The sequence below is a fragment of the Lysinibacillus sp. fls2-241-R2A-57 genome, assembly GCF_030209535.1.
GTDB lineage: Bacteria > Bacillota > Bacilli > Bacillales_A > Planococcaceae > Lysinibacillus.
On the sequence record NZ_JARVRU010000119.1, the window covers coordinates 1 to 22,902 of the forward strand.

The following is a 22,902-nucleotide window of genomic DNA, read 5'->3' on the forward strand; positions in this document are numbered from 1 at the left end:
CACTAAATAGCAACAAGAAAAACCCTTTCATCGATCAATAATAAACCTATTTTTTTCTAATCAACACGCATGAATTTAAATAAAAGTAATTCCAACAGTACTAAACAATGCTGCTTACGTTCCGTTTTTGCACAAAAAACATCTACTGATCCCGGCCCCATGAAAGCATCCATTCGAAACGGAAATCAATCCCACGTTATGGTGATGAACCCTAATAGAGGATGATTTAAATACAATAAACAGACTTCGTTGTCTATGATTCAACTTTAAATTAAAAGAATTATAAAAAAATTATTGCTATTTAGTTTGTTTTAGCATGATAATCGCTCCTTTTCTCTCTAAAGATGGTAAACTACCTATAAGACTTTTCTTTTGGTGAAGGTGAGGATTTTAATAGTGGTCAAACAATTTGATGAAGTTCAACAGATAAATGAATTATTTTTAAGTGGTCAAGTGAAAGAAAGCTATCAATTAGCCAAAACACTTTTAGCTGATAGTACGTTTACAGATCATGATTCATACGCAACAATTCAACAACACGTCGAATTGTTGGAAGCGAACGGCTATGCAAATATGCCTGTTCCTTCTGCTGAAAAGGTGAAGCAAAGTGTTGAACGGGCAGATGGCTCTTATCCGGAACGTGATGTACTTGCTGCATATATAGGAAGTCAGGATGATAAGCAATTCGGTAAAGTAGTAGATGAATTATTAGCAGGGTCGGTCGAGGCACAAGCGAATGCTTACTATACAATGGCTGAATATTTTGTTCTTGCAAAGGAGCATGACAAAGCACTTGTGCAATATGCAGAAGCGGTAAAACTACAGCCAAATAAAGCTCTTTACTGGGGAGCCTTCGCGCAGTATTTGAACCGTAGTGAAGGCAGTCCGTATTTGGCACTGCGCCTTATTGAAGAAGCTACACAGTTAGATAGCATGAACCCTCGCTGGTACTATATACAAGGAAACATTTTCTTACAGCTTGTCTCAGCGACAAAAAATTTAAGCTATTTACCTGCTTTAGAAGAAGCTTGGGAAAAGGCTAAAAAACGTTGCGCTGCTAAACAGGTTGCATTAAAAATGGACATAGCGAAATCCAATGACATGCTATCACAATGGAGAAAACAAATGTTATAAGAGGAATGGGAAGCTGTCTTAAAAATTGCATGCTTAAAAGATCAATTTTCTGATGCAAAGGTAAAATTCAAGCCTGTTAGACGGATTTACTGTAATGGGTGGGGAAATGATTATTGAATATCAATAGAAATAGAGTATTATGCAGCGGTATCGTCAGCCTAAAGCCTATGCGTGGTCGCGTGCCAATGGGACCTTATATTAGTGAGGCATTAAATAGGCTGGCATTTGAATTTGCGCAGACTAGAACCATACGTGATACTACTACATTACTGGACTAAGTAGCTGGACCAGACTTAGTTTGTTATTCGATTATTCAAAGCCCAGAAATGCCTTACAGTAAAGCAATTCAGCAAAAGGTACGTCCATTGAAGATCTCCTGGACACCAGAAACAAATTCTGGTGCATTCGTTGGATCCGGAATGTATCGAGGGCGCTTTCAGAAGAAAAAACAGGTGCCATCTATCTTCAGCGGAAAATTGATGTAGAACCAGTTTTTGGATTCTTGAAGGCTGATTTACGTTTTACTCGATTTTCTGTCCATGGAAAATCGAAGGTAGAAAACGAAATGGGCTTTGCATTAATGGCAGTAAATCTTCGGAAATACACGGCCCATTAACAGAGAAATAGGATAGAGAAAATGAAATAACTCAATGAATCCAAGAAAAAAGAGAACTCGAAACGACTTTCTCTTTTTTTCTGGATAACAGCTAGTTTTGTCCCAGCTTTTTTATTCATGTTTTCTTCCGATTTGTATAAATTTTAAAGTTTCTTATGATACGCTTCATCGTATGACTTCTAAATGCGATTTAAACAATCCTTTTTCTTATTTTTAGTATCTGATCCTCAAAAATCAAATCAGATGTTAACCCATTTAAAGTTTTTAAATCCTTAATTGAAACATTAAATTCACTGGATATTCTATACAAAGTATCTCCCTTATTAACCTTATAGGTTTCGTAATCATCCAGTGGCCTATAATATAAAATTTCACCTTTTTCTTTGGTTGGATAAAAACTAGTTTTTAGAATGTTATTGTTAATTAATGTTTTTATCATTTGTTTTGCTCTGGCTTTATATGAGTGGCCTTGAACAGTTTTTCGTCCTTGTATTTGAATTTGTGATCTTTTTTTGGAATGATTAAGGAAGTATATAATTTTCTGTACGGTTTCTTCTGGCGATAAAGAGACAACCAAATCTTTACCTGGTATAAAATTTTTTCTTACTCCAGGTGTATCTACTGTCATTAGAAAGCCGCCGGATCCTAAAATTTCATAGGTCCGCTGCGTCAGTAAATCAGGATAATTTTGTAAACCTAATAAAATTTTTGCGGAGCTGTACACTTTATTTGCATCATTATAATTTAGAAAACCATGAATCCATTCATTGGGTATATCAAAGCCAAAATAATCAGCCATTTTGTCCCAATTGTTCCCCCAAAAATCAATACGAATATTCTTCATAAGAAGTGGTTTAATTAAAATATCCAAAGATCTGTGGCGGTAATGTTCTGGATATTTGTCTAAAATATCTGGATATGCATTTGCAACTATAGCAATATCTGATTCATATTCAGGATGAATATTAGTTGGATGGTGTATCGTTTCTTCATAACCGAAATCTAAATGGTCAGAAGGTATTCCTAATTGTTTATAGGTTTCTACATTATCGGGGCATAATGTGAAAATAAAGTCAGGTTTAATAGTATTTACTAAAGGAATCGACCAAACATCTGTATAAGCTGGGTCTTCGACAGCCCAATAAACCAACGGAATTTTGTGTGATACCATCTGTTTTCGAATTATCTCTTGCTTATCTTTTGTATGCTCCTTTCCCCAACCGATAGTAATAGCAAAATCAGGATTAAAATCTTCAATCATCTTGGATAGATTTTCATTATTTATAGACCCTGAAATAAGAATATCATGCCCTTCCGCCTGAAACCCTCTTGCTAAACTATTAGTCCAAATTTCTCCGCTTTCTAAAAAGAGAATACGCATTGTTTCACCTCTATTATTATCTAAAAAGAGTTTACAATTTAATTATTTCTTTTTTATTTTTAAAAAATGATTAACCTCAATTGTATCTGATTTAAGGCAATTTAAATGCTTAATTTCTTCAATGCTTACTCCAAACTTTCTTGATATACTCGATAAAGTATCATTTGGCTCAATAATATAAATTTCGTAGTTTTCTCTTAATGTATCCACATAATGAACCAATTTTCCTTCTCCAGAGCTTTTCGCACTTTTTGAAAGAATACCAGCATCGATGAGTGTTTCAATAATATAATTAGCTCGCTGCTCATAAGAGTATTTTTTTATGGTTTCCATACCTGCTTTCTTTACTTTATTACGTTCTTCAGGATGACTTAAATAGTATTTTACAAGTTCAATCGTTTCTTTAGAGGAATGACTTACGATAAGATCTTTACCTGTGGAAAATAATCTCCTAATTTCAGATGTATCATTTGTAAGTAAAAAACCACCTGACCCCAGCACTTCATACGTGCGCTGTGTTAATTGCGTATCATGATTTTGTATACCTAAAATAATTTCTGCTGAACTGTACACTTTATTTGCCTCGGTATATGGAAGAAACCCGTGAATCCAGTCATTGGGAATCTTCTTTCCAAGGATATGCTCCATTTGATCCCAGTAGCGACCCCAGAAATCAATTCTTATATTTTCATCCAGAAATGGACTGAGAAGTGACCGAAGCGCTTTAAACCGGTAGTGATCAGGGCTTTTTTTATATAGCATTGGATAACCGTTCGCAACAATTGCAATCTGAGCCTTATGTTTTTCATTAACTTCCACAGGGGAATGAACACTTGAATGATATCCAAAATCCAAGTGTGCCGAAGGAATGTTTTTCTCTCGATAGAAATCTACTCTGGAGGGACAAATGGTAAACACAAAGTCGGGTTCAATGGTCTGAATTAGAGGCAGGGAAAAGATGAATGTATAACCTGGATCTTCTGTAGACCAATAGACATGAGGAATATTTGTGGATGGGACACACTCTCGAATCATCTTTTGTTTTTCTTCTGTATGTTCTGCTGTATGTCCCATCGTGAAAATTAAGTCCGGCTGAAAGTTTGATATCATATCCATGATGCTGTCTTTAGTCAGAGGACCCGAAACCATGACGGTATGCCCAGCATCACAAAAACCGTTTGGAAGTCCGTAAATCCACATCGGATCACTTTCTAGAAACAATACACGCATAATATCCACTTCCTGTAAAAACTTAGTTTCATAGCATTTCACTTACTTTTACTAACTGATATCCTTGTTTTTTTAGTTCTGGTATGACGAGATCCATTGCAGCTGCTGTAGGTTTTCCATTTAAATGTGCAAGTACAATGTCATTACCTGTAAGCTTTGAAAAAATCCGACTAAAAATCGTATCTGCAGTTGGTTCTTGCCAATCCAGAGTATCTATGCTCCAATAAATTGTAAAAGGAATATCGATTTGACCTGCAGCTTCTAGGAGGATTTTATTCCAATAACCAAATGGTGGGCGGAATAAAGGGCTACCCTTTATCCCAAGAACTTTTTCAATACACGAAGATGTGCGTGTTAATTCTGATAGGATTTCATTTTTGGAATACTTCGTTAGATCTGGATGACTATATGAATGATTTGCAATTTCGTGTCCATCTGAAACAATTCTTTTCGCAAAATGAGGAAATTTTTCTACCCAGGCCCCGGTTAAAAACATGGTTGTTTGTATATTATGTTTTTTTAAAACATCTAAAATAGCTTCAGTATTTTCTGCACTATCGCCAGCATCAAATGTTAAGGAAATCATTTTGTCATCCTTTAAACCTTTAGAAAGGAGAACAGAGGGTAACTTTTTTGATTTGAAATACTTTTTATCAATCTTTAAGAGTTGGCCAGCATAGATAAAATCTGATGTTAATTCATTTTCTTTTATTAGTTCTTCGACTGAAATACCAAACTCCTTTGAGATCTTTCCCAACGATTCTCCATGACAAATTGTATAATAATCGTATTTATTCACTTTATTTTCAGCTAATCTTATTTTCAAAGGGAGACCGGTTTCGATTATATCTGAGGTTAAGTCATTTAAATGCTTTAACTGATCAATTGTTACCCCAAACTCTTTTGAAATTTGATAAAAAGTATCCCCATTTTTAATGTTATAGATTTCAAAATTACCCTGTTGGTAGACTTTTCTTTCAATTCTTAAACTGTAGGTACTTTTCCTTTTGTTAAAGATTCCACTTTTCTCTAAAACTTCTAGCATATATTGGGCTCTTGCTTTATAAGAGTGTTTGTTTACCGTTTCAATGCCATACTTCTGGATTTTCTCCCTTTCTTTAGTGTGTTGAAGGAAATAATTTACTAATTCAATTGTTTCTTCAGGTGATGATGATGTTATTAATTCTCTTCCAGATTTAAAGAGCCGCAAGACTTCAGGGGTGCTGTTTGTTAACAAAAATCCTCCTGATCCCAGTACTTCATATGTTCGCTGTGTCAGTTGTGTAGGCAGATTTTGCAAGCCAATGATGATATCAGAAGAACTATAAATTTTATTTGCAATTGTGTAATCAATATAGCCACGAATCCATTCTTTTGGGATTTCTACCCCCAAAAGAGGTCCCATATTATCCCAATGATTCCCGTAAAAATTTATTTGAATATTATTTTCAATCAACGGTTTAATTAAATTTTTCATTGATTGGTGACGAAAATGATTTGGAAAATAAGAAAGTTTTCTTGGATATCCATTCGCAACAATACTAACTGGTGAATAATATTGGGGATCAAACTCTACCGGAGAATGAACTTTAGGGTGATATCCAAAATCTAAATGCTCCGAAGGGATTCCTAAACTTCTGTAATAATCGACCCTGTCCCGGCAAATCGTGAACACAAAATCCGGATGGGCTCTGCTAATATAAGGAACAGTAAATATTTCCGTGGATGTTGGATCTTCTGTTGCCCAATAAACATGAGGAATATTAACATTTATCGTGCTTTCATATATTTTTTTTTGCTTTCCTATCGTTGAGTTTTCAGGACCCCATCCCATTGTAATGATTAAATCTGGTCGAAATTCTGAAATAAGATTAGGAATATCCAGACCGTCCAATGGACCGGAAATTTTCACTTCATGCCCCGCATCCATAAATCCATTTGGTAATCCATGAATCCACATTGGATGGCTTTCTAAGAATAAAATGCGCATAAGTACACTCCTCTTTAGTTGGAAAAAGATAATTAAAATATAAGGCGTGTTGATTAGGAAAAAGCGATAAAAGGATTTTTTTGTTACCATTTTGTTGATATATTTCCATTTTAACTGATTGTAGCGTAGGGCTACTCGACTCCCACAGGAAAGCGAGTAGCCCGTAGAGAAACCAGCCTATTCGAATTAATTCGAATGTATAAAAATGGTTAATCAACACACCTGTTAAAATATTAGTCTAGTAACATTGGTATCGTGACAATTTCATAACCTTCTCTTATTAACTTATCAATAATTTCAGGCAAAGCCTTAACGGTTCCATCGAGCCTGCCTGTTATATTTTTAAAGGAATGCTGTAATATAATGGCCCCCTCTGTTAAATCCCTATTTACAATCGACATAATCTCCTCATTTGTTAAACCAGACCAATCAAGTGTATCTACTGACCACATGATGATCTTATAACCTAATTCATTAATGATTTGAATGTCCGAATTCGTAATAAAACCATATGGGGGACGAAAAAGTGTTGTAGATTTTCCTGTATGTGAACGAATTTCTGTTTCGGTGGATTTAATTTCATTTTTCAGCTCCGATGTTGTTAGCTCTATAAAGTTAGGATGGCTCCAACTATGATTACCGATTTCATGACCTTCTCGAATAATTCTTTTAAAGATTTCAGGTTGCCACCTAACTTGTTGACCAACCACAAAGAAGGTTGCTTTGACTTTTTTTTCTTCAAGGATATCTAATATTTGAGGTGTATAAATATCATCTGGTCCATCATCAAAGGTTAGAGCGGCCATTTTTTTATTTTTCTGACCTTTATAAAAAACTGTTTCATTACTTTTTACAGAATTATTGGTCCTTAAATTGATTGATCCTCCCGTTGAACACTCCAAAATGGACATTTTAAGTATTTGAGTAACAAATTGAAACGGTATGAAGATTTCTTCATTAATCTCAATAGGCGAAATCTTCAAAGTTTCATTTTTTAGTTGATTTTCTTTTTCTATTAAGACCACAAATTGATCTTTAAAGAAGGTTATTTTGATATCATTTTTTTCCAGTGTTATTGATCGTTTTTCTCCATCATAGTCTACTAAGGCATACGTATGCTTAAAGAATAAGGCTGGAACCATCATATATCCTTTACTTTCACAGTAATTGCTTTGGATCGGATGGCCGTCAACATAAATATCGATTTTCTGTACGTTCATTCTTCTTTTTTCACCAACTGTTAGTCTGATTTTTAAAATTGATATAACAAAGTGCCTCAAAAATATCGTATGTATTAATTAGAAAGCTGTATAAGATGATGGCCCAGCGCAATGTAAATGGGTTTCATTATTAGAACTTTGTTTGAGTAATAGTAGGATATATAAACAATCTTTTTATTTGTTTTTACATACATTAAAGAATCACAATAGCAAGGAGAAAACGATATGAATAATAAAAAATCCTTGATGCCTATCTATCATGGGAACGAAATCATTCCAAGCATTACTTTTATCGTAAATGTAGCTTGGGGAAATGAGTATCTAATAAAATTATTAGAATTACTAAAGAAAAGGGATATTTGCCTTACTTTTTTTCTCGAAGGAAGGTGGATTGAACAGAATCTTGAATTGGCTCTGATGATTAAAGATTCAAATCATGAGATTGGGAATCACTCTTATTCTCACAAGGATATGAAAACACTATCAGTAGATGAAATTCATATGGAGATTACTAAAACCAATGAAATAATCAATGAGCTATTAGGGGTTAAGCCTAAATACTTTACTCCACCATATGGATATTTCGATACGAGAGTTCTTGAAATAGCGACACGTCTTGAGATGGTTACTGTCTTATGGTCACTGGATACAATGGATTGGAAAATTGAAAACCAAAATGAGATTATTGATAAAATTGTCCCTAATATTAAGAATGGCTCTATCATTTTGATGCACCCAACCGAATCGTCCCTTAAGGCCCTTCCATATATGATTGAAAAAGCTTTGGATATGAATTATAAAATTGTAACGATTAATGAAATGTTATTGTTTTTATAAACGTTGAAATAAATATGTACAAAAATGCTTGTTTAACCAAGTACATTTTTGATTTCCTTTGTATATTACAACTTTACAGGGAGAGGCGAGCATGATAGCCTTGTTCGGATAGCTGGGTTCTAGGCTATCGAATCGTGCGAGTAGAGGCTCCGTGTCAAGTTGTAATTATTCACGCACTTGTATAGAAAAGTAGTTAATCAGCGAAAGTGTACATGCTTAGACTAGCAAAAATGTACATTGTTATTTTGACATTTACAGTTTTAAAGTGAGATTATTATTTTTTGCCTGAGAGCTGAGGAACAAAGCAGAATGATCTAATCGAAAATATAAACATTACGTTGTGAAAAAAGGAGATACTTTATGGGCATATCAGAAAGATTTGGAGTCAAATTCAGTCAGCTGAAAGAGCTTAACCAACTTTTTTCTGATACCATTTTTATTGATCAAGTACTAAAAGAGGAAGAAATTCCTGAAATAGATGATATAATTCTCTCTCCAGATATAATAGAAGATGAACGGATTTTAAATTGGGTAACACCTATCAGAAATTGTTCAATAAAATATGAAATTCCTTTTCCTGTATTATTTGGTATCATGTTAGCTGAAAGCAGGGCGATTGGATAATGCAATTATTGCCACAAACCGCCAATTGGTTAAAATGGAAATATATCTGAAAAATAGTAACGAAAAAATCCTTTTACCGCTCAATAATGAACCTATTTTTTCCCAATCAACACGCCTGCAAAATTTATTTACTATGATTAATTTTAGTCCACTGCTATTTTAGATATATAAACATTTGAAGAAGGGAAATAGGATTTTACACAAAAACCGCACCTATTTTTGGTACGGTTCCTCATAGAATAGGTAATATAGATTAACTATTTTCCTTCAATACCTTATAAACCGAACTTCACCCAGTTCCATATTCTTTTGTGACATCAACAGCACTCTCACTCTAAAAATCTTTATGTAAAGGCTGTAAGTGAAAAAGAATAATGTTCACGTGAAATCTTTTAGTAGACGAAAATGCTCAGATAGGCCTCAAAAAAACTTAAATAGCAATAGGTATAGGTTTCCCGATAACATCATAGAATAATAAAGTAATTGCATGGAAATGAATAAATATTAGTATAATGTTCTATTTTTGTATTTTTATGCTATAATACAACTATAAACGGACGTATGAAACTTATCTGATTACAGAAAAGAAGTGTTGGTTTGAGTTTATATGTAGCGTATGTATTGGTAGGACTTGCGATTGCTATGCCTGTTGGAGCCATTACAGTTGAAATGACAAAGCAAGGACTAAAAAATGGCTTTATGCATGGTTGGGCTGTAGGGCTTGGTGGCATGACAATTGATGTTGTATTGGTTTTTGCTTTGTATATGGGACTAGCATCCATTTTAGCAATGCCTATTATTCAAATTCCTATGTGGCTTATAGGGGCTGGTTTCTTATTTCTTTTAGGTCTGGATTCTATAAAAAATGCTGATCATGATATTACGCTGGCAGGAGAGAAAGGGACAAAATCGTTTTTTACTTCTTATCGTAATGGTTTACTAGTAGCAATTTCGCCTGGAAATCTAGTTTTTTGGGTAAATGTTTTCGGTGTCGTACTAGCCAAATCATATGGGCAGGGAGAGTCAGATAGCTTCTTAGTAATTGCGGCAGGGGTTCTGAGTGGCATATTGTTACATGATCTAGGCTTGATGACCATTGTTTCAGTTACCCGCAAAGCGATGAGTCGTAAGGTGATAAAGTCGTTTACAATAGTAGCGGGCGTATTATTAATTGGCTTTGCAGGGTATTTTATTTATGAATTTATACAGGCCATCAAAGTCTATATATAAAAAGTGCGATCCCAAAAAGATCGCACTTTTTCATTTTATGCTGAAATATCGATATTTTCATTGAGACAAGCCAAAATTTCTTCTGCTACTTGATGTGCTAAAGAGAGTTCAGAAGTGAAGCCTACACATGAACAATTCATTTCTCCTAAAATATAGCAATCTTCGCCAGTTTCGTTCGTATCTAACATGAAATCAGCTGTCCATATAAGTGGTAAGTCATAATTGCCTAGTAAACTAGTTACGAGAGGTAGTTGGGTTAAAAAGTTTTGAACAAGTTCTTCCCAGTCTTCCGGTGTATCATAACGGTATTGAGCGCCTGAAAATAATGTTGCACTAAATGCGTCCTCGGAATCTGCTGGTTTTTTATGAACTACGTGAACTGGTTTATCACGTAACATAAATAAGCGGATTTCACCTTCAGTAATACGAGGAAGGAAGCGCATATCAATTAGCATGCCATTTGGACCTGTAATGTACTGTTCACAGAACGTCATGAAATCCCCAAGTTTCCAATATTCCACGTGATTATCTTTTGCCTCTGTACATTTAATCTCCGCATCAAGGGGCACTTCTGTGATGCCTTCAGCAAGAGGTTCAACCAATTTAACTCGCCATATACCTTCGCCTGTTGAACCACGATTTTGCTTTAGAACACGTTCGTTAATAGCGAGAGAGGTAGGGAATTGGGCTTTAAATGCTTCAATCGTATAATAAGCAAATGTATCATCGGGTACTAAATTCGTAGAAGACAGCTTTGATAATACATCTTTAGAGCCATAGCCAATCATCGCATCTGGATGAGGCATACCGATGATACCCGCATTACATAGCTCGCGTAACATCTCAAAATATTCTTCCTCATGCTGTAAGTTTCCTGGATTTATACGTGATACATAGGCAATACCATGCTCTTTGACGTAATGATAAATTTCCTCTTTTTTTGTAACATCAAAGAAAATGACTTCTGCATCTTGTCCACGTTGTTTTAGCGCATTCACCATTGGCATTGTATCTTGTCGATAGCCATCAGGACCCTTATCTGTGCCGCCACGAACCTCGAAAAAAATAACTTTTTTATCCATAAAAAATACCCCTTTAAAATGATTGATGATAATTTCAGTATACTGGACAGACAAGGAAAAAAGATATATAAAATAAGTAAATTTTATGTATAGATTTATAGTTTTTATGAGCTGTTATAGGAATTAATGACTATTGTTTTTGGAATAATCCAAATTTAACAAAATCTTTCTAAGAGTGTTTTTTCTGAAAAACAGTGAGATATAAAATCATACATAAAATAAGCAAGGTTCCAATAAACTGAAAACCACCAAAGTCAATTTTAAGCCAAAACACACTTGTTATAACAGCTGTAAGGGGTTCTAGGCTGCCGAGTAAACTTGTTTCTTTTGGCGATAAATACTTCAAACTTGCAATATAAAACCAAAATGCGAGCATTGTCCCGAAAATAACGATAAAAAGAAAATAAGTGATTGTTGAAAATGCCCAATTTGTCATGTCAATTTGCCAAGGTTGATGGAAAAAGCTCATCACAATTCCGCCAATAAGCATTGACCAACCTACAACAAGTAATGAGTGAAACTGTTGTAATAGTGATACGGCATATAATGTATAAAAAGCAGCTGAAAGACCAGATAAAATCCCCCAAAACACGGCCATCGATGGAACAGAAAGTGTGGATAACGAGCCGTTTGTTAGTAATAAAAAAGTACCAACAAGTGTCAGAGTTACAGCTATGCCATCTTGCCTTGTCAATTGACTGTGCTTTGTTATGAAATAATAGGCCATTATGAAGAGTGGTGCTAAATATTGTAATAATGTAGCCACTGCGGAATTGCCTAGAGAAATTGACATCATATAAGTATATTGAACCGCAAGCATTCCGAGTAAACTAAATAAAATTTGTCTAAAAGCATTTTGCCTCGTACGCCACATCACAAAAATAGATTCCTTACGATGTGTAAATTTATAGGCAGCAATTAGTAATAGGCCTGCTAAAAGAAGTCGACTAGAAACGAGCCATCCAACCTCAATATTTTCCTGTTGAAAAAGCTTTTGCGCGACGGTTCCGCCAATCCCCCAAAAACTTGCCCCTAGAATGACTAGAATAAAACCGCGAGTACGATTTTTTTGTACTGATTGATTCATCTGAAAACATCTCCTAAACTATCAATATAGGATGATTATAAGGAAAGTTAAGTACAAGTAATATCGATTTAAATGTTTGAAAATATCAATATATTGAGGTGGATGAAGTGTGGCGTTAACACATATTAAAATTGCGAAGGATTTACAAGAACTGACGTTACATGGGACGAGGGAATTCCCAGTTGCACTATACGAGACTGTCCTGCGATTAGAAAGTTTAGATTTTATACCGTTACATTGGCATAAGGAAATTCAATTTGTCTATGTGAAAAGTGGGCGTGTGGAATACCGTATAGGAGCAGATGTCTTTGTAGTTGAGGAGGGGGAGGGACTATTTGTCAATGCATCAGGGTTACATGAAGCAAAGCCTTACCATATAGCTCAAGCAAAAACCCTCTGTGTGAATGTGAATCCATTACTCTTAGGTGGACATGAGGGGAGTATTTTTGCTACTAAATATGTACTGCCATACATAGCAAACAATAGATTGCCTTATGTAAAGCTTTCAGGACAATTGGCACAAAAAGTAGAAGTTATAGCAAAATTGCTACAAGAGAAGGCCATCTTTTATGAGCTAAAAGTATGGAGAGAGCTATTAGTAATTTGGGAAACGATTTTGTCACAATCGATGTTAACGGAAGAAATACTGGACCCAGCAATTATTGTCCAACATGAGCGAGCGAAAGATATGCTTAATTATTTACATACTCATTATCAAGAGAAGGTATCGTTAGAAAATTTAGCTACACATGTTTTTTTAAGTCGGGAAGAATGCAGTCGCTTCTTTAAAAAAATGGTCGGTATGACCCCATTCACATACTTATTACATTACCGCCTTCGCAAAAGCATGGAACTATTACGTGATAGCGAGCAATCAATCACGACAATTGCTGCAACAACAGGTTTTAGTACAGTTAGCTATTACATCGAGAAGTTTAAGGAATACACGGGATACTCGCCGCGTGTCTATAGACAAAAGTTTATTGAAAAAAGATAGTAGTGCATAGAATATCCGTGGAAGAGAGATCAATATCCGCGCGAAGTAAGAGAATGCCCGCGGAGGAGAAGCAAATATCCGCGCGAAGCAAGTGAATACCCGCGAAAAGAGAATCAAATCCCAATTTGTGAAAAAATATTGAAAATTATTGGGGAAAGGATAGAGTCTTTAATGCTTACGTTATTTACAGCAATAACCAAATGTAGTAAAGTGAAATTAATAGTAAAGCAAACTTTACTATTAATTTCACTTAAAGGATTGGGTTGTTAATGAAAAAGGATGAGGAATTTCTATATAACCTTGTGCAGGAGATAAATGATGCCATTTATTCGATGGATAGTCATTTCATTAAGTTACACCAGAATTTAGTGACTGATGATTTATCGCCTAAGCAAATAATTTTATTAGATTTTATTGAAAAAAATAGCCAAGTGACGATAGGACAGATTGCAAGTTATTTGAATATTACTTCAAGTGCTGTCGGTCAATTGGTTAGTAAACTTGAAGAACAGCAATATGTCACTCGGCGTATTAATCCTGAAAACCGACGTGAAATATTTGTAAGTCTAGATACTTTAGGCACTAAGTATTTTGAACGAGAGGAAGAAATAAAACGATTTATTATCTCTAAATATTATTCTAAGCTCGATTTAAGTGAGGTCGTGGAATTAAAGAAAATTATTCAGAAACTAAATCAGATTGTAATTAAGGAAGGTATTATCGATGAGTTAAACGATCAACATTTGAAAAAGGGAGAGATTTAATATGATTGCTTTAAAGAAAAAGCAAAATTTATGGCTAGCTTTTTTGTTAGTGGTACTTGCCAGCAATTACATGCTTTATAACACTGGGCCTGGTTTATCAATTTTACCATTTGAAACAAATGGAGTTGTTATAGGCTCTTTAATTGATTTTCTTCTCGTTATGCCTGTTCTATTCATGTTGTATAAAGGAAAGTTTTCTGTAAAACAAGCGGTACTATTAGCAGCGACTGGTTGTATTGCAGCGCGTTTTATTATTCCGATAGAATATTTGCAACCTTTTGTTGCGGTAACGTGGGTTGGATTTGCCATTGAAGGTTCGATTATTTTATTAGAAATATTACTAGTTTCAACTCTTGTTCGCTACATGCCGAGAATTCTAGCGGATGTACGATCAAATACTTTACCAGACATGTTCACATTTCCACAAGCAGTTGATAAACATGCCCCAAAGCATCTTATTGTTCAAATGCTTTGCACAGACTTTTTAGTTCTTTACTACGGTTTTGCAAGCTGGAAGAGAAAAGAGCGTCCGGGATTAACCTTACATAAAAATTCGAGCTATATTGCTTTTCAAATTATGATCATCCATGGAATAGCCATTGAAACAATTGGGATTCATTGGTGGCTACATGAGAAATCGATGGTTCTTTCAATTCTATTGCTTATTTTTAATGTATACTCTGTTATATTTTTTATTGCAGATATGCAGGCAATTCGTTTAAATCCCGTCTATGTAACATCTGATAAGCTGTATTTGTCGTTAGGTTTGATGAAACGTGCAGAAATTCGCTTTGAACAAATTGAAGAGCTTATTGAGGATAAGGACCAATTGGAAGGGAAATTATCGAAGGATACAATTGATTTTGTAGCACGTGATTTTGGCGAGGCCTATCCACAGTTTATTTTAAAGATGAAAGAACCTGTGGAAGTAACTTTCATGCTTGGACTTAAAAAACGTTATAACAAAGTTGCCATTAAAGCTGACCAAGCACAGGAATTTAGAAATATGCTTTTACAAGGAATGGAAGATACTAGATAATAAAAAGGTGGTTGGGACAAAACTGGCCAAAACCTTAAAAAGCGTGAGAAATCAATTTAGAAACGTTGATTTCTCACGCTTTTTTGATGTTAAATATTTAAATTTTGCCTCAAAAGTGCGGTCAGATAGTGTTTCATGAAGGTAGATGTCGATATTTTTCGAAAGTTGTGTGATAACTTTAAAAAGTTGGTCGATAAATCGAAAAAGTTAGTCGATAAACAATCAAAAGTTCTCGATAAATCTCAAAACAATAGCTCATTAAAGGTCAAACATAGTAAAAGAGAAATCGAAACAGCATCGATTTCTCTTTTATCAGCTAGTTGTATCCAAGCTTTGTTTATTTTAGAACTCATCACCAAAAGTCGGGATGATATTTGTTAAAATATAGTTTATTTATATCTAGTCGGAACGGAAATTAACCCCGGGTTATTGTGATGAGCTTTAATTTACAAGACTAAAAATAACTAGGATAACAATAATACACAATAATGGAAAATCCACAAACCCCTTTATTAATCGACTTCTAGCTGTATGAGTTTGTTCATTGGATATTTGAAAGATTGACCAAATTTTGTGCTCTATAATTTGCTGGATTATCGATTGCATAACGCTACGTAAAGTAAAATAAAGCATTCCAATAATGATAAATTTACCCCAAATCGGAACAATGATGGTAAGCCCGATCCCCATCACTAAAAAACGAAGATAGCCAAAGCGATACTGTTTTTGGCGAAGCATCGTTTTGCATACTAGTTCCTCTATAAAATAATCAGAACGTCGAAACATGCGCTTTGAATTTTTCCATAGTAGGCGAGGCTTTTTTAATTTTGGTGCTAACTGACTTTTAAGCTCAGGAGCAATTTGAAATAAAAGACTTTGCCATTTATAAAACGCTGCCTGATCGAGCTCCACCTGCTGATCAAAATATTTCGTGCTATAAATAAAATGTCTATAATAATAGCTTGTGCAATAGACAAGAAGAAGTAGATACAAAAGTGCAGTAATACTATTGGGCACATACAAAAAGAAAACTGTGCCGAGAATACACATCACAATTTTACTTAAAAGCTGCTGCCATCGACGAAGTCTTAATTGTACAAGTGCATTGAAAAAATTAGTTGTAAATAGTAGCAGTAATAAAATAAGTAATTCCAATATCGTTACATGATGAACGATTATAAAAATGGGCGCTAATAAAGCAATGGCAGAAATTAGTATGAAGAGATGCTTACTAAACGTCCAATAAAGACCAGCTTGTTTTAACTTTATCATTTGTTTTCGGTTTTGGATTAAAAAAAGACGATCAGCTCGCTGCGAATAAGTTCGAATAGTTTCAATACGTGTAATAATAAATAACAGAACAATTAAGAAAGCTAGCGGAATATGTACGACCCACGATGTACTTATAGTTAAGATAAAGTCTTTATAAAGGAAAAAGCCAATCACAAGAGTCGGCACAACAATATATAAGGCGACTGTCCAATCGATAACGCTTGCTAGTAGCTTAAAATTATTGGAGCGCTCTATTTTTCTTCGTTGCTGAAATAAACTAGTCATGGTGGTTTTCCTCAAGTAATGTATCGAAAATATCGAGAAGAGATGCTTTGTCCTGTTTCACCGTTAAGCGTAACGATGTGAGTGTACCTTGCTGTATAATTCGCCCACGATCAATTAGTATGAAACGATCACATATTTTTTCTGCCGTATCGAGTGCATGTGTACTCATTAAAATTGCGGCGCCTTGTGCTTTTAATTCATCTAAAATCGTTAAGAGCTTACGCATTGCCTGTGGATCTAGCCCCATAAAAGGTTCATCTAAAATATAAGAAGAATGATTGTCAAGAAATGCTAAAATCAGCATCACTTTTTGTTGCATACCTTTGGAAAACGTTGTTGGATAATCATGTAGCTTATGGTCTAATTTAAAAATATTTAGTAATTCTTGCGCACGATCTGTTAAAGAAGCCTCTTTACCTGCAACACGCATGTAAAAATCAATATGCTCCCATAATGTAAAATACTCATATAAAATTGGTCTTTCTGGTATGTAGCCGTAAGTTCCTATCGAGACTTGCCCATCCATAATTGGTAAGACACCCATCATTGCCTGCAAGGTTGTACTCTTACCTGCCCCATTTGAACCGATTAATCCAACAAGCTCACCGCTATTTACTTGAAATTGAATGTCTACAATAACATTTTCTTCTTCTACATAGCCACCTGTATGTATGTTAATATCTATTGTCATTAACTTCCTCTCCTTTTATATATTTACGAATAAAGAGGAGTAATGTTTCAAATTTTGAGTTATTTCTTTTTTGGGAATATCACGTATGAAATGCTAATTGCGGCATCAATTGCAAGTACGATACCCCAAACTTTCATTACTTGAAATAAGGAAGAAGTATCAGAATTTGAACCAACAAAAAGTGACATAGCATACAATAATCCAGCACCAATGATGAAGGCAACAATATGCTGTCCAAGCATTTTCATTTCATGCTTACCTTTTGTCATTCTAGTCATTGGCTCTTTTTTATGATCAGATTTTAAAAACCATTGTTGGAATTTTTCATCTGCCCATGCAATCATCGTTTTACCGTACGCTATGGAGACACCAATATAGATGGCTGCTATTCCGTGAGAGATAGAAGCAGGAGTACCTGCTTTTAAATCCATCGCAGTGAGAATGACAAGTAATAAGTCTATAACAGGTGTTAATGCAAAAAATAAAATGCTTAGTTTCGGCATTTTCAAAACATATCTGCAAATAAGCCCAAGAATAATAACAATCCAAAAGGCAATTTCCGCAGTAATAATCCAAGCAATCATAAAAAACCTCCAGACTTTAATTAATACAGAGTTATATTAATTAAAGTACCGTAAGTTTTTAATTAAAACAATTGTATTAAAAAAGATTATAGAGATAGACCAAAAATAGTGAATTAAGAAGAATGGAAAGCGGCTAACAGCGAATTAATCTTTAGGAGCTACTCAAGCGAAATTTCCAGTTTAAAAGCTTTACCAAATGAAATTGACAAAGTAAATGATGAATTGGAAAAACAAATTCAACTACTATTGGATAAAAAACAGTCGAATTATAAACTTAAATAATTCAAATAGTATTATTAGAATAAGGGTGGATTTGGATGAACATACATCAACTATTACTTGAAAATGATCTTGAACAAATTTGGATTAATTGCAGTAAGTAGCCAGAACAGAAGGACTCTTATAGCTGATTTATTTCGTAAAGGTCAGTCAGTTGAACGATACAAAGAAGGTGGCAACCTTGCTAAAAAGTAATCAGTCAGTAACACCTGTAGTTGAAGAAACGGAGCATTCGATGGATGATGTTGTATTTTGTCGTGTGAAAGGTAGGTATGTTACACATAAAATTCATGCTGTCCGTGGATCACATTCATGAATGGTTGGGTGACAAGGGGTGGGGTTTTTGGTAAAGTGACTCATATATGGGATAAATAAAAGGAGTTTTTTATGACTTTATATTACTCAATTCAGCCACGCAAAATATGGGAAAAATTCATGAAGCAAGGGTATATGGAAGGTAATAATGAATACGGTTTGTATTCAGAGCATTATCAATGGATGATGGAACAAATGTCTAAACGATTGGCGAATTACAAAGGTGAATATCCCGTTTGGCTTTGGACGGAAATTCCTGAATTTTATAGATTCCGATTTTCAGATGTTGCACGTAAAAAATTCGTATTACTAACGATAGAGCTTGATGATAAAGACGTACTTTTATCTGATTTTGAAGCTTGGCATGTTCCTTTAAATAGTGGAAGTTTCGATAATGACATCATCCTACCTAGAGTCTATAAATATAATAGAAATGTTGATATGTCTGATTGGGAGAAGATATTTGATTTTGATTGGTTAAAAACCAATTTTTATGAAAATGAATCGGAAGAATTGTGTCTACAAGGTACAACAGGTAAAATTTCTGTTGAAAAAGTAGTTGCAGTAAAATATTTCACTTCAAAAAAACTTAATTTAAGAATTTAAAACAATAGGACAGACTATATAACATGCAGCAAGTATGAAAGAGCTTGCTTTTATTTTGATATGTAAGAGGAAGTAATCGTTTTTGGATAGAAGAGAAGCCTATAGATATTTATATTGACTCGTACAGATGGATAAAGGAATGCTCAAAGAAAAAAGGATAGACTAATTGCCCATCTACTAATCTAGGTGGGCAATTGCATTTAATATATCTTCGCTGACTGCATCCCAAAATTGTTGCTGTACTGAATCACAATACGTATATAGCTCTTTATTTTGAACATGCTCATAGAGTTCGGTAATCGCTTCTTTATGGAAGTGGAGTCGATGGTTTAATGCATCTCGTTCTTCCTCGATACAAAACGATTTATATATATCTGCGAGACGCTCAAGCTTTGCCAATTTTTGTTTCGTTACCTCATATTGCGTTTGGTGAAAGCGTCCTACTGCTGTAGTCATCGTAATTTTTCTTCGATGCTCAGTATTTAACGATCGTAATTCTTCCTGACGAATAGCCACGCGATACCAAAATTCATAACGAATCGGTAAGTCTCTAAGCTCATATGTGAGTAAGGATTTTAAAATAAAACTAACATGCTCATAAGTATCTATAATCTTTTCTGATTCTTTGAAAATACCAAACATACAGCCACCCCCATCTAGTTTAATACTACGAACAAACAGTAAAATCCTTTTAATTTTTGATAATATTCGGAAATATAGTGATGCTAATATTCCTTCCTTAAAAATTATTGAAACTTTAGCTACAATCATTGTATAAATTGCAATTTAAATACACATTATGGCAGCACTAGATTTTACCTTAAGGTAACAATCTAGTGTCATAGAATTGAGATCTTTGTAAATGTTGTCTTTTAATAAAGGTGATTTCGGTTCCTAGCTACTCGTTTTCCTGTTCGCACAGTTAAAAGATTTGTAGCTGCCGCTTTGCTTTCGCTACAGAAAACATTTGTTGTTGCTATCGCTACGTTAGCGCTACGCTGTCGCACAGAGATAGGATATTTTCATCAAGAAGAATGGAGTTTTGAAGGTAGAGAAGCATTTGGCAGGAAGGATATATCCACCCTGTGGGATGGAAAAGGTACACAATGGGTGGAGCACCACCTTTATGTTTGTAACAAAAATAGTAAAGAACTTGCAAAGCATTTAGCATTCAGAGATTATTTGCGAAATAACCCACAAGCTGTAATTGAGTATGAAAATATTAAAGGAACTTAGCAGATACTATAAAAGACCGAAAATCCTATACATTTAGGTAAAACAGAATTTATAAATCAGTTATTAGAAAAAGTAATGGATTAAAAAATAAATAATCGATTTTCTTATTCAATTAACGTTGGCTTGTTAAATAAGAATAGGACTTGCATGTATGATTAAATTTCATGTATGCAAGCCCTTTTGATATGTCTCCTCAATCACTCCTCTTCCTTCGCAGATGACACTGTAGCAACTATTGTATAACTTGAATAAATGCTTTTTAATTTCTTGATTTGTAAGCTATTCCAATATTCTCTCAAAAAGCCAAACAAATATACGTCATGGAATGTGTTGAATTGACAATATAAAGAAGTTGGTATCGTTAGGAATCTTTTGTTATTCTCACTCTACGTTAAATATTTGTTTTGCACACAAAAATATTATTCCAATTCCTTTGAAGTAGCTTTACTCTTTTTTCGATGTCGTTGCACTTTTGCTATGGTACCGCATGATCTCCCTTTTGGTTCAGATGCATACATCCCACACCAACGTTTACTTCCATTTCGAGAATTATCATAAAAAACCCATTTGCAATCTGGACATGCTTTAAGACGTTTCCACTGACTTAAGGAGATGCTCTTGGTGATTATTGTTAAAATACTACTAAAAAAGTTATGTTTTTTAATAGCGTTATATTGAATATTATCAACATCTAAAATGGATATATTTATAGGATAACTCGTTAACCACTTGGTTAAATTATCAACATTATTTGTTTCTATTGACATGCGAATATCTTTCCGAAATCGATGTACATCCTCTAACTTACCAGAAAATTTAATACCACTAAAATTCTTTGATATAAAATTATTAATATCTTCTTCACAATTTAAATGTTCTAATGGCTTACGTGTATCATTTGGAATCTCCCAGGTATTTAAGAAACTGCGGACAATTTCTAGCTCTTCTGGTGCTACTTGGTTATTAATCAATCCTGTTCACCTCTGAATTTTTAACATTGACTTTATTATACAATCATTGGTAACATAACGAAAGAGATTGTTAACCATCAAAAATTAAAGAAGGTTAACAAAATCAAATGATAGTCAGGCTTTTAAGTAGAGCTATACAGGAGATTACATAACGGAACTAAAATGTTGCAGTAAATTTAGAAGAAAGGAAGGGAGTAACAATAAATGATAAATACAAGAATTCCTGTTCCCATCAAGATATTACTTACAGCTGTGTTATTTATGAATACAGGAAGTTTTATGATTATGCCTTTTTTAGCACTGCATTTAACAAACGATCTCCACTTCTCCTCTTGGGAAGTGGGGACTATTTTAACTACAATTCTCGTTTCGCAGCGTGGGCTACCAGTATTTACAGGTTTTATAGGTGATCGTGTAAGTCATACAGTAAATGTAATTTTAGGAGTGATGGTAAGAGCTTTAGGATTTGGGGCGTTTGTTTTTGCTAACAGTTTTTGGTCTGTGGCTATTGCAGCATTCTTATTTGGCTTTGGAGGAGCATTATTTGATCCTTCTGTGACTGCTTTCTTTACTTCGCAAAAAGAAACAGTTCGAAAAAAAATATTTACTTACTTTAACCAAATGCTTAACACAGGAGTGATTATAGGTCCGTTAGTTGGAGCATTATTGGTTAAATTTGATCCAGTATATCCATTTACTATCGCAGGTATTGCTATGTTAGTTTTATCATTTATTCTTTTTATGTATCACAGTAGATATCCTAGAACTATTAAGGATAACCAAAAAGTATTATTAAGTTTGAAAGCAGCTATTTCAAATAAATTGTTTGTATTATTTATATGTGTAATGCCTTTGTTTTGGATCATGTTTGCTCAATTAAATATTTTATTTCCAATTAAAGTATATGATTTATCTGGTGATAAACAATTAGTGAGTTCCATTTTCATAATAAATGGGGTTTCAGGATTACTCTTAATGTTTTTTTTAAGAAAATTATTTATTAATCAAGATCCTATGGTTATGGTGAAATTTGGTGTCTTGATTATGGGGGTAGCAATCGGGATGATTCCGCTCATGTCATCTATTTATTGGATGCTATTTTGTATTTTTCTTTATACGTTAGGAGAAACACTTGTACTGCCAGGAGCTGAAATGACGGTGGCACAATTTAGTGCTAACCAGCCAGCAGGTTTGTTTTTCGGAATGTTTCAAGCATGTTGGGCTTTTGGAGGTTCTTTCGGAAATTATCTTGGATCATGGTTAAATAAATTCAACCATATTTCCTGGTGTTGGCTAATATTTTTAGCGATAGGTGTTTTGGCTTCAATTTTATTTAATATGATACATCGTAGTATGAAGGAAAAAACCGAATGTGCAGAAAAACAAAATATTAGTTCATTAACTTGATTTAGAGTTACTTACAACTTCATTA

23 protein-coding genes and 1 pseudogene are annotated in these 22,902 nt (G+C 34.2%); 13 read left to right on the forward strand and 11 right to left on the reverse strand.

Translation table 11 applies throughout. The annotated features are described in order from the left end of the window. Positions 1-396: 396 nt before the first annotated feature. Complete coding sequence (locus QRN68_RS17840) at positions 397-1,134, forward strand: tetratricopeptide repeat protein (protein ID WP_285398253.1); 738 nt, start codon at positions 397-399, stop codon at positions 1,132-1,134. Positions 1,135-1,555: 421 nt separating this feature from the next. Next, positions 1,556-1,750, forward strand: a pseudogene (locus QRN68_RS17845) (transposase); the annotation flags it as partial. A 190-nt stretch (positions 1,751-1,940) separates the two neighbouring features. Here the strand turns inward: QRN68_RS17845 and QRN68_RS17850 are convergent. From QRN68_RS17850 to QRN68_RS17865, 4 genes are all read right to left on the reverse strand, one after another. Beyond that, positions 1,941-3,131: a DUF3880 domain-containing protein gene (locus QRN68_RS17850; protein ID WP_285398254.1), complete on the reverse strand. Its 1,191-nt coding sequence runs from the start codon at positions 3,129-3,131 to the stop codon at positions 1,941-1,943. A 42-nt stretch (positions 3,132-3,173) separates the two neighbouring features. Then, on the reverse strand, positions 3,174-4,361 hold the full coding sequence (locus QRN68_RS17855; protein WP_285398255.1) for a DUF3880 domain-containing protein: 1,188 nt from the start codon (positions 4,359-4,361) through the stop codon (positions 3,174-3,176). Between the two features lie 28 nt (positions 4,362-4,389). Then, positions 4,390-6,351, reverse strand: coding sequence for a DUF3880 domain-containing protein (locus QRN68_RS17860; protein WP_285398256.1), 1,962 nt, complete (start codon positions 6,349-6,351; stop codon positions 4,390-4,392). Between the two features lie 233 nt (positions 6,352-6,584). Continuing rightward, a complete protein-coding gene (locus tag QRN68_RS17865; protein ID WP_285398257.1) occupies positions 6,585-7,571 on the reverse strand; it encodes a polysaccharide deacetylase family protein in 987 nt (328 codons plus the stop codon). Positions 7,572-7,796: 225 nt separating this feature from the next. Here QRN68_RS17865 and QRN68_RS17870 point away from each other — a divergent pair, with 225 nt between their 5' ends. From QRN68_RS17870 to QRN68_RS17880, 3 genes are all read left to right on the forward strand, one after another. After that, positions 7,797-8,408, forward strand: a complete 612-nt coding sequence (locus tag QRN68_RS17870; protein WP_285398258.1) for a polysaccharide deacetylase family protein — start codon at positions 7,797-7,799, stop codon at positions 8,406-8,408. A 360-nt stretch (positions 8,409-8,768) separates the two neighbouring features. Then, positions 8,769-9,032: a LysM peptidoglycan-binding domain-containing protein gene (locus tag QRN68_RS17875; RefSeq protein WP_285398259.1), complete on the forward strand. Its 264-nt coding sequence runs from the start codon at positions 8,769-8,771 to the stop codon at positions 9,030-9,032. 597 nt (positions 9,033-9,629) lie between these two features. After that, complete coding sequence (locus tag QRN68_RS17880) at positions 9,630-10,262, forward strand: LysE family transporter (RefSeq protein ID WP_285398260.1); 633 nt, start codon at positions 9,630-9,632, stop codon at positions 10,260-10,262. 35 nt (positions 10,263-10,297) lie between these two features. On the opposite strand, the gene QRN68_RS17885 is transcribed toward QRN68_RS17880, so the two are convergent. Together QRN68_RS17885 and QRN68_RS17890 are read right to left on the reverse strand one after the other, a co-directional pair. Continuing rightward, a complete protein-coding gene (locus QRN68_RS17885) occupies positions 10,298-11,344 on the reverse strand; it encodes a Cj0069 family protein (RefSeq protein WP_285398261.1) in 1,047 nt (348 codons plus the stop codon). Positions 11,345-11,513: 169 nt separating this feature from the next. Beyond that, positions 11,514-12,431, reverse strand: coding sequence for a DMT family transporter (locus QRN68_RS17890; RefSeq protein ID WP_285398262.1), 918 nt, complete (start codon positions 12,429-12,431; stop codon positions 11,514-11,516). 109 nt (positions 12,432-12,540) lie between these two features. Here QRN68_RS17890 and QRN68_RS17895 point away from each other — a divergent pair, with 109 nt between their 5' ends. The 4 genes from QRN68_RS17895 to QRN68_RS17910 all read left to right on the forward strand — a co-directional run bounded on the left by QRN68_RS17895 (position 12,541) and on the right by QRN68_RS17910 (position 15,612). Next, positions 12,541-13,428 carry an AraC family transcriptional regulator gene (locus tag QRN68_RS17895; protein ID WP_285398263.1) on the forward strand — a complete coding sequence of 296 codons (888 nt, stop codon included), beginning with the start codon at positions 12,541-12,543 and terminating at the stop codon, positions 13,426-13,428. 269 nt (positions 13,429-13,697) lie between these two features. Then, a complete protein-coding gene (locus QRN68_RS17900) occupies positions 13,698-14,192 on the forward strand; it encodes a MarR family winged helix-turn-helix transcriptional regulator (RefSeq protein WP_285398264.1) in 495 nt (164 codons plus the stop codon). A gap of 1 nt (position 14,193) precedes the next feature. After that, entirely contained in the window at positions 14,194-15,231 is a 1,038-nt protein-coding gene (locus tag QRN68_RS17905; RefSeq protein ID WP_285398265.1) for a beta-carotene 15,15'-monooxygenase, read from the forward strand. Positions 15,232-15,366: 135 nt separating this feature from the next. Continuing rightward, complete coding sequence (locus QRN68_RS17910) at positions 15,367-15,612, forward strand: hypothetical protein (protein WP_285398266.1); 246 nt, start codon at positions 15,367-15,369, stop codon at positions 15,610-15,612. Between the two features lie 60 nt (positions 15,613-15,672). On the opposite strand, the gene QRN68_RS17915 is transcribed toward QRN68_RS17910, so the two are convergent. Genes QRN68_RS17915 through QRN68_RS17925 form a run of 3 tightly spaced genes read right to left on the reverse strand, consistent with a single transcriptional unit; the run spans position 15,673 to position 18,063 of the window. After that, positions 15,673-16,788: an ABC transporter permease gene (locus QRN68_RS17915; protein WP_285398267.1), complete on the reverse strand. Its 1,116-nt coding sequence runs from the start codon at positions 16,786-16,788 to the stop codon at positions 15,673-15,675. After that, on the reverse strand, positions 16,781-17,479 hold the full coding sequence (locus QRN68_RS17920) for an ABC transporter ATP-binding protein (RefSeq protein WP_285398268.1): 699 nt from the start codon (positions 17,477-17,479) through the stop codon (positions 16,781-16,783). The genes QRN68_RS17915 and QRN68_RS17920 overlap by 8 nt, the downstream gene beginning before the upstream one ends. A 59-nt stretch (positions 17,480-17,538) precedes the next feature. Next, positions 17,539-18,063, reverse strand: coding sequence for a hypothetical protein (locus tag QRN68_RS17925; protein ID WP_285398269.1), 525 nt, complete (start codon positions 18,061-18,063; stop codon positions 17,539-17,541). Between the two features lie 460 nt (positions 18,064-18,523). Between QRN68_RS17925 and QRN68_RS17930 the strand changes: the two genes are divergently transcribed. Beyond that, a complete protein-coding gene (locus QRN68_RS17930) occupies positions 18,524-18,658 on the forward strand; it encodes a hypothetical protein (protein ID WP_285398270.1) in 135 nt (44 codons plus the stop codon). 71 nt (positions 18,659-18,729) lie between these two features. Beyond that, positions 18,730-19,263 (forward strand): DUF3841 domain-containing protein, encoded by a 534-nt coding sequence (locus QRN68_RS17935; RefSeq protein WP_285398271.1) that lies wholly within the window; start codon positions 18,730-18,732, stop codon positions 19,261-19,263. Between the two features lie 177 nt (positions 19,264-19,440). Here the strand turns inward: QRN68_RS17935 and QRN68_RS17940 are convergent, their stop codons facing one another. Beyond that, positions 19,441-19,905: a hypothetical protein gene (locus QRN68_RS17940; protein ID WP_285398272.1), complete on the reverse strand. Its 465-nt coding sequence runs from the start codon at positions 19,903-19,905 to the stop codon at positions 19,441-19,443. 303 nt (positions 19,906-20,208) lie between these two features. On the opposite strand from QRN68_RS17940, the gene QRN68_RS17945 reads away from it, so the two are divergent. Then, entirely contained in the window at positions 20,209-20,499 is a 291-nt protein-coding gene (locus QRN68_RS17945) for a GrpB family protein (protein ID WP_481817464.1), read from the forward strand. A 419-nt stretch (positions 20,500-20,918) separates the two neighbouring features. Here the strand turns inward: QRN68_RS17945 and QRN68_RS17950 are convergent, their stop codons facing one another. Next, complete coding sequence (locus QRN68_RS17950) at positions 20,919-21,470, reverse strand: CGNR zinc finger domain-containing protein (protein WP_285398273.1); 552 nt, start codon at positions 21,468-21,470, stop codon at positions 20,919-20,921. Between the two features lie 204 nt (positions 21,471-21,674). On the opposite strand from QRN68_RS17950, the gene QRN68_RS17955 reads away from it, so the two are divergent. Continuing rightward, the gene (locus tag QRN68_RS17955; protein WP_285398274.1) at positions 21,675-22,877 is read left to right on the forward strand and encodes an MFS transporter; all 1,203 of its coding nucleotides are present in this window, start codon (positions 21,675-21,677) and stop codon (positions 22,875-22,877) included. Positions 22,878-22,902: the final 25 nt, after the last annotated feature.

Excerpts from the sequence above, each read along its gene's own strand:
- QRN68_RS17890 (WP_285398262.1), bottom strand. The coding sequence starts at position 12,431 with ATGAATCAATCAGTACAAAAAAATCGTACTCGCGGTTTTATTCTAGTC.
- QRN68_RS17865 (WP_285398257.1), bottom strand. The coding sequence starts at position 7,571 with ATGAACGTACAGAAAATCGATATTTATGTTGACGGCCATCCGATCCAA.
- QRN68_RS17955 (WP_285398274.1), top strand. The coding sequence starts at position 21,675 with ATGATAAATACAAGAATTCCTGTTCCCATCAAGATATTACTTACAGCT.
- QRN68_RS17935 (WP_285398271.1), top strand. The coding sequence starts at position 18,730 with ATGACTTTATATTACTCAATTCAGCCACGCAAAATATGGGAAAAATTC.
- QRN68_RS17860 (WP_285398256.1), bottom strand. The coding sequence starts at position 6,351 with ATGCGCATTTTATTCTTAGAAAGCCATCCAATGTGGATTCATGGATTA.
- QRN68_RS17875 (WP_285398259.1), top strand. The coding sequence starts at position 8,769 with ATGGGCATATCAGAAAGATTTGGAGTCAAATTCAGTCAGCTGAAAGAG.
- QRN68_RS17925 (WP_285398269.1), bottom strand. The coding sequence starts at position 18,063 with ATGATTGCTTGGATTATTACTGCGGAAATTGCCTTTTGGATTGTTATT.
- QRN68_RS17910 (WP_285398266.1), top strand. The coding sequence starts at position 15,367 with ATGAAGGTAGATGTCGATATTTTTCGAAAGTTGTGTGATAACTTTAAA.
- QRN68_RS17850 (WP_285398254.1), bottom strand. The coding sequence starts at position 3,131 with ATGCGTATTCTCTTTTTAGAAAGCGGAGAAATTTGGACTAATAGTTTA.
- QRN68_RS17915 (WP_285398267.1), bottom strand. The coding sequence starts at position 16,788 with ATGACTAGTTTATTTCAGCAACGAAGAAAAATAGAGCGCTCCAATAAT.
- QRN68_RS17885 (WP_285398261.1), bottom strand. The coding sequence starts at position 11,344 with ATGGATAAAAAAGTTATTTTTTTCGAGGTTCGTGGCGGCACAGATAAG.
- QRN68_RS17940 (WP_285398272.1), bottom strand. The coding sequence starts at position 19,905 with ATGTTTGGTATTTTCAAAGAATCAGAAAAGATTATAGATACTTATGAG.
- QRN68_RS17900 (WP_285398264.1), top strand. The coding sequence starts at position 13,698 with ATGAAAAAGGATGAGGAATTTCTATATAACCTTGTGCAGGAGATAAAT.
- QRN68_RS17905 (WP_285398265.1), top strand. The coding sequence starts at position 14,194 with ATGATTGCTTTAAAGAAAAAGCAAAATTTATGGCTAGCTTTTTTGTTA.
- QRN68_RS17920 (WP_285398268.1), bottom strand. The coding sequence starts at position 17,479 with ATGACAATAGATATTAACATACATACAGGTGGCTATGTAGAAGAAGAA.
- QRN68_RS17870 (WP_285398258.1), top strand. The coding sequence starts at position 7,797 with ATGAATAATAAAAAATCCTTGATGCCTATCTATCATGGGAACGAAATC.
- QRN68_RS17855 (WP_285398255.1), bottom strand. The coding sequence starts at position 4,361 with ATGCGTGTATTGTTTCTAGAAAGTGATCCGATGTGGATTTACGGACTT.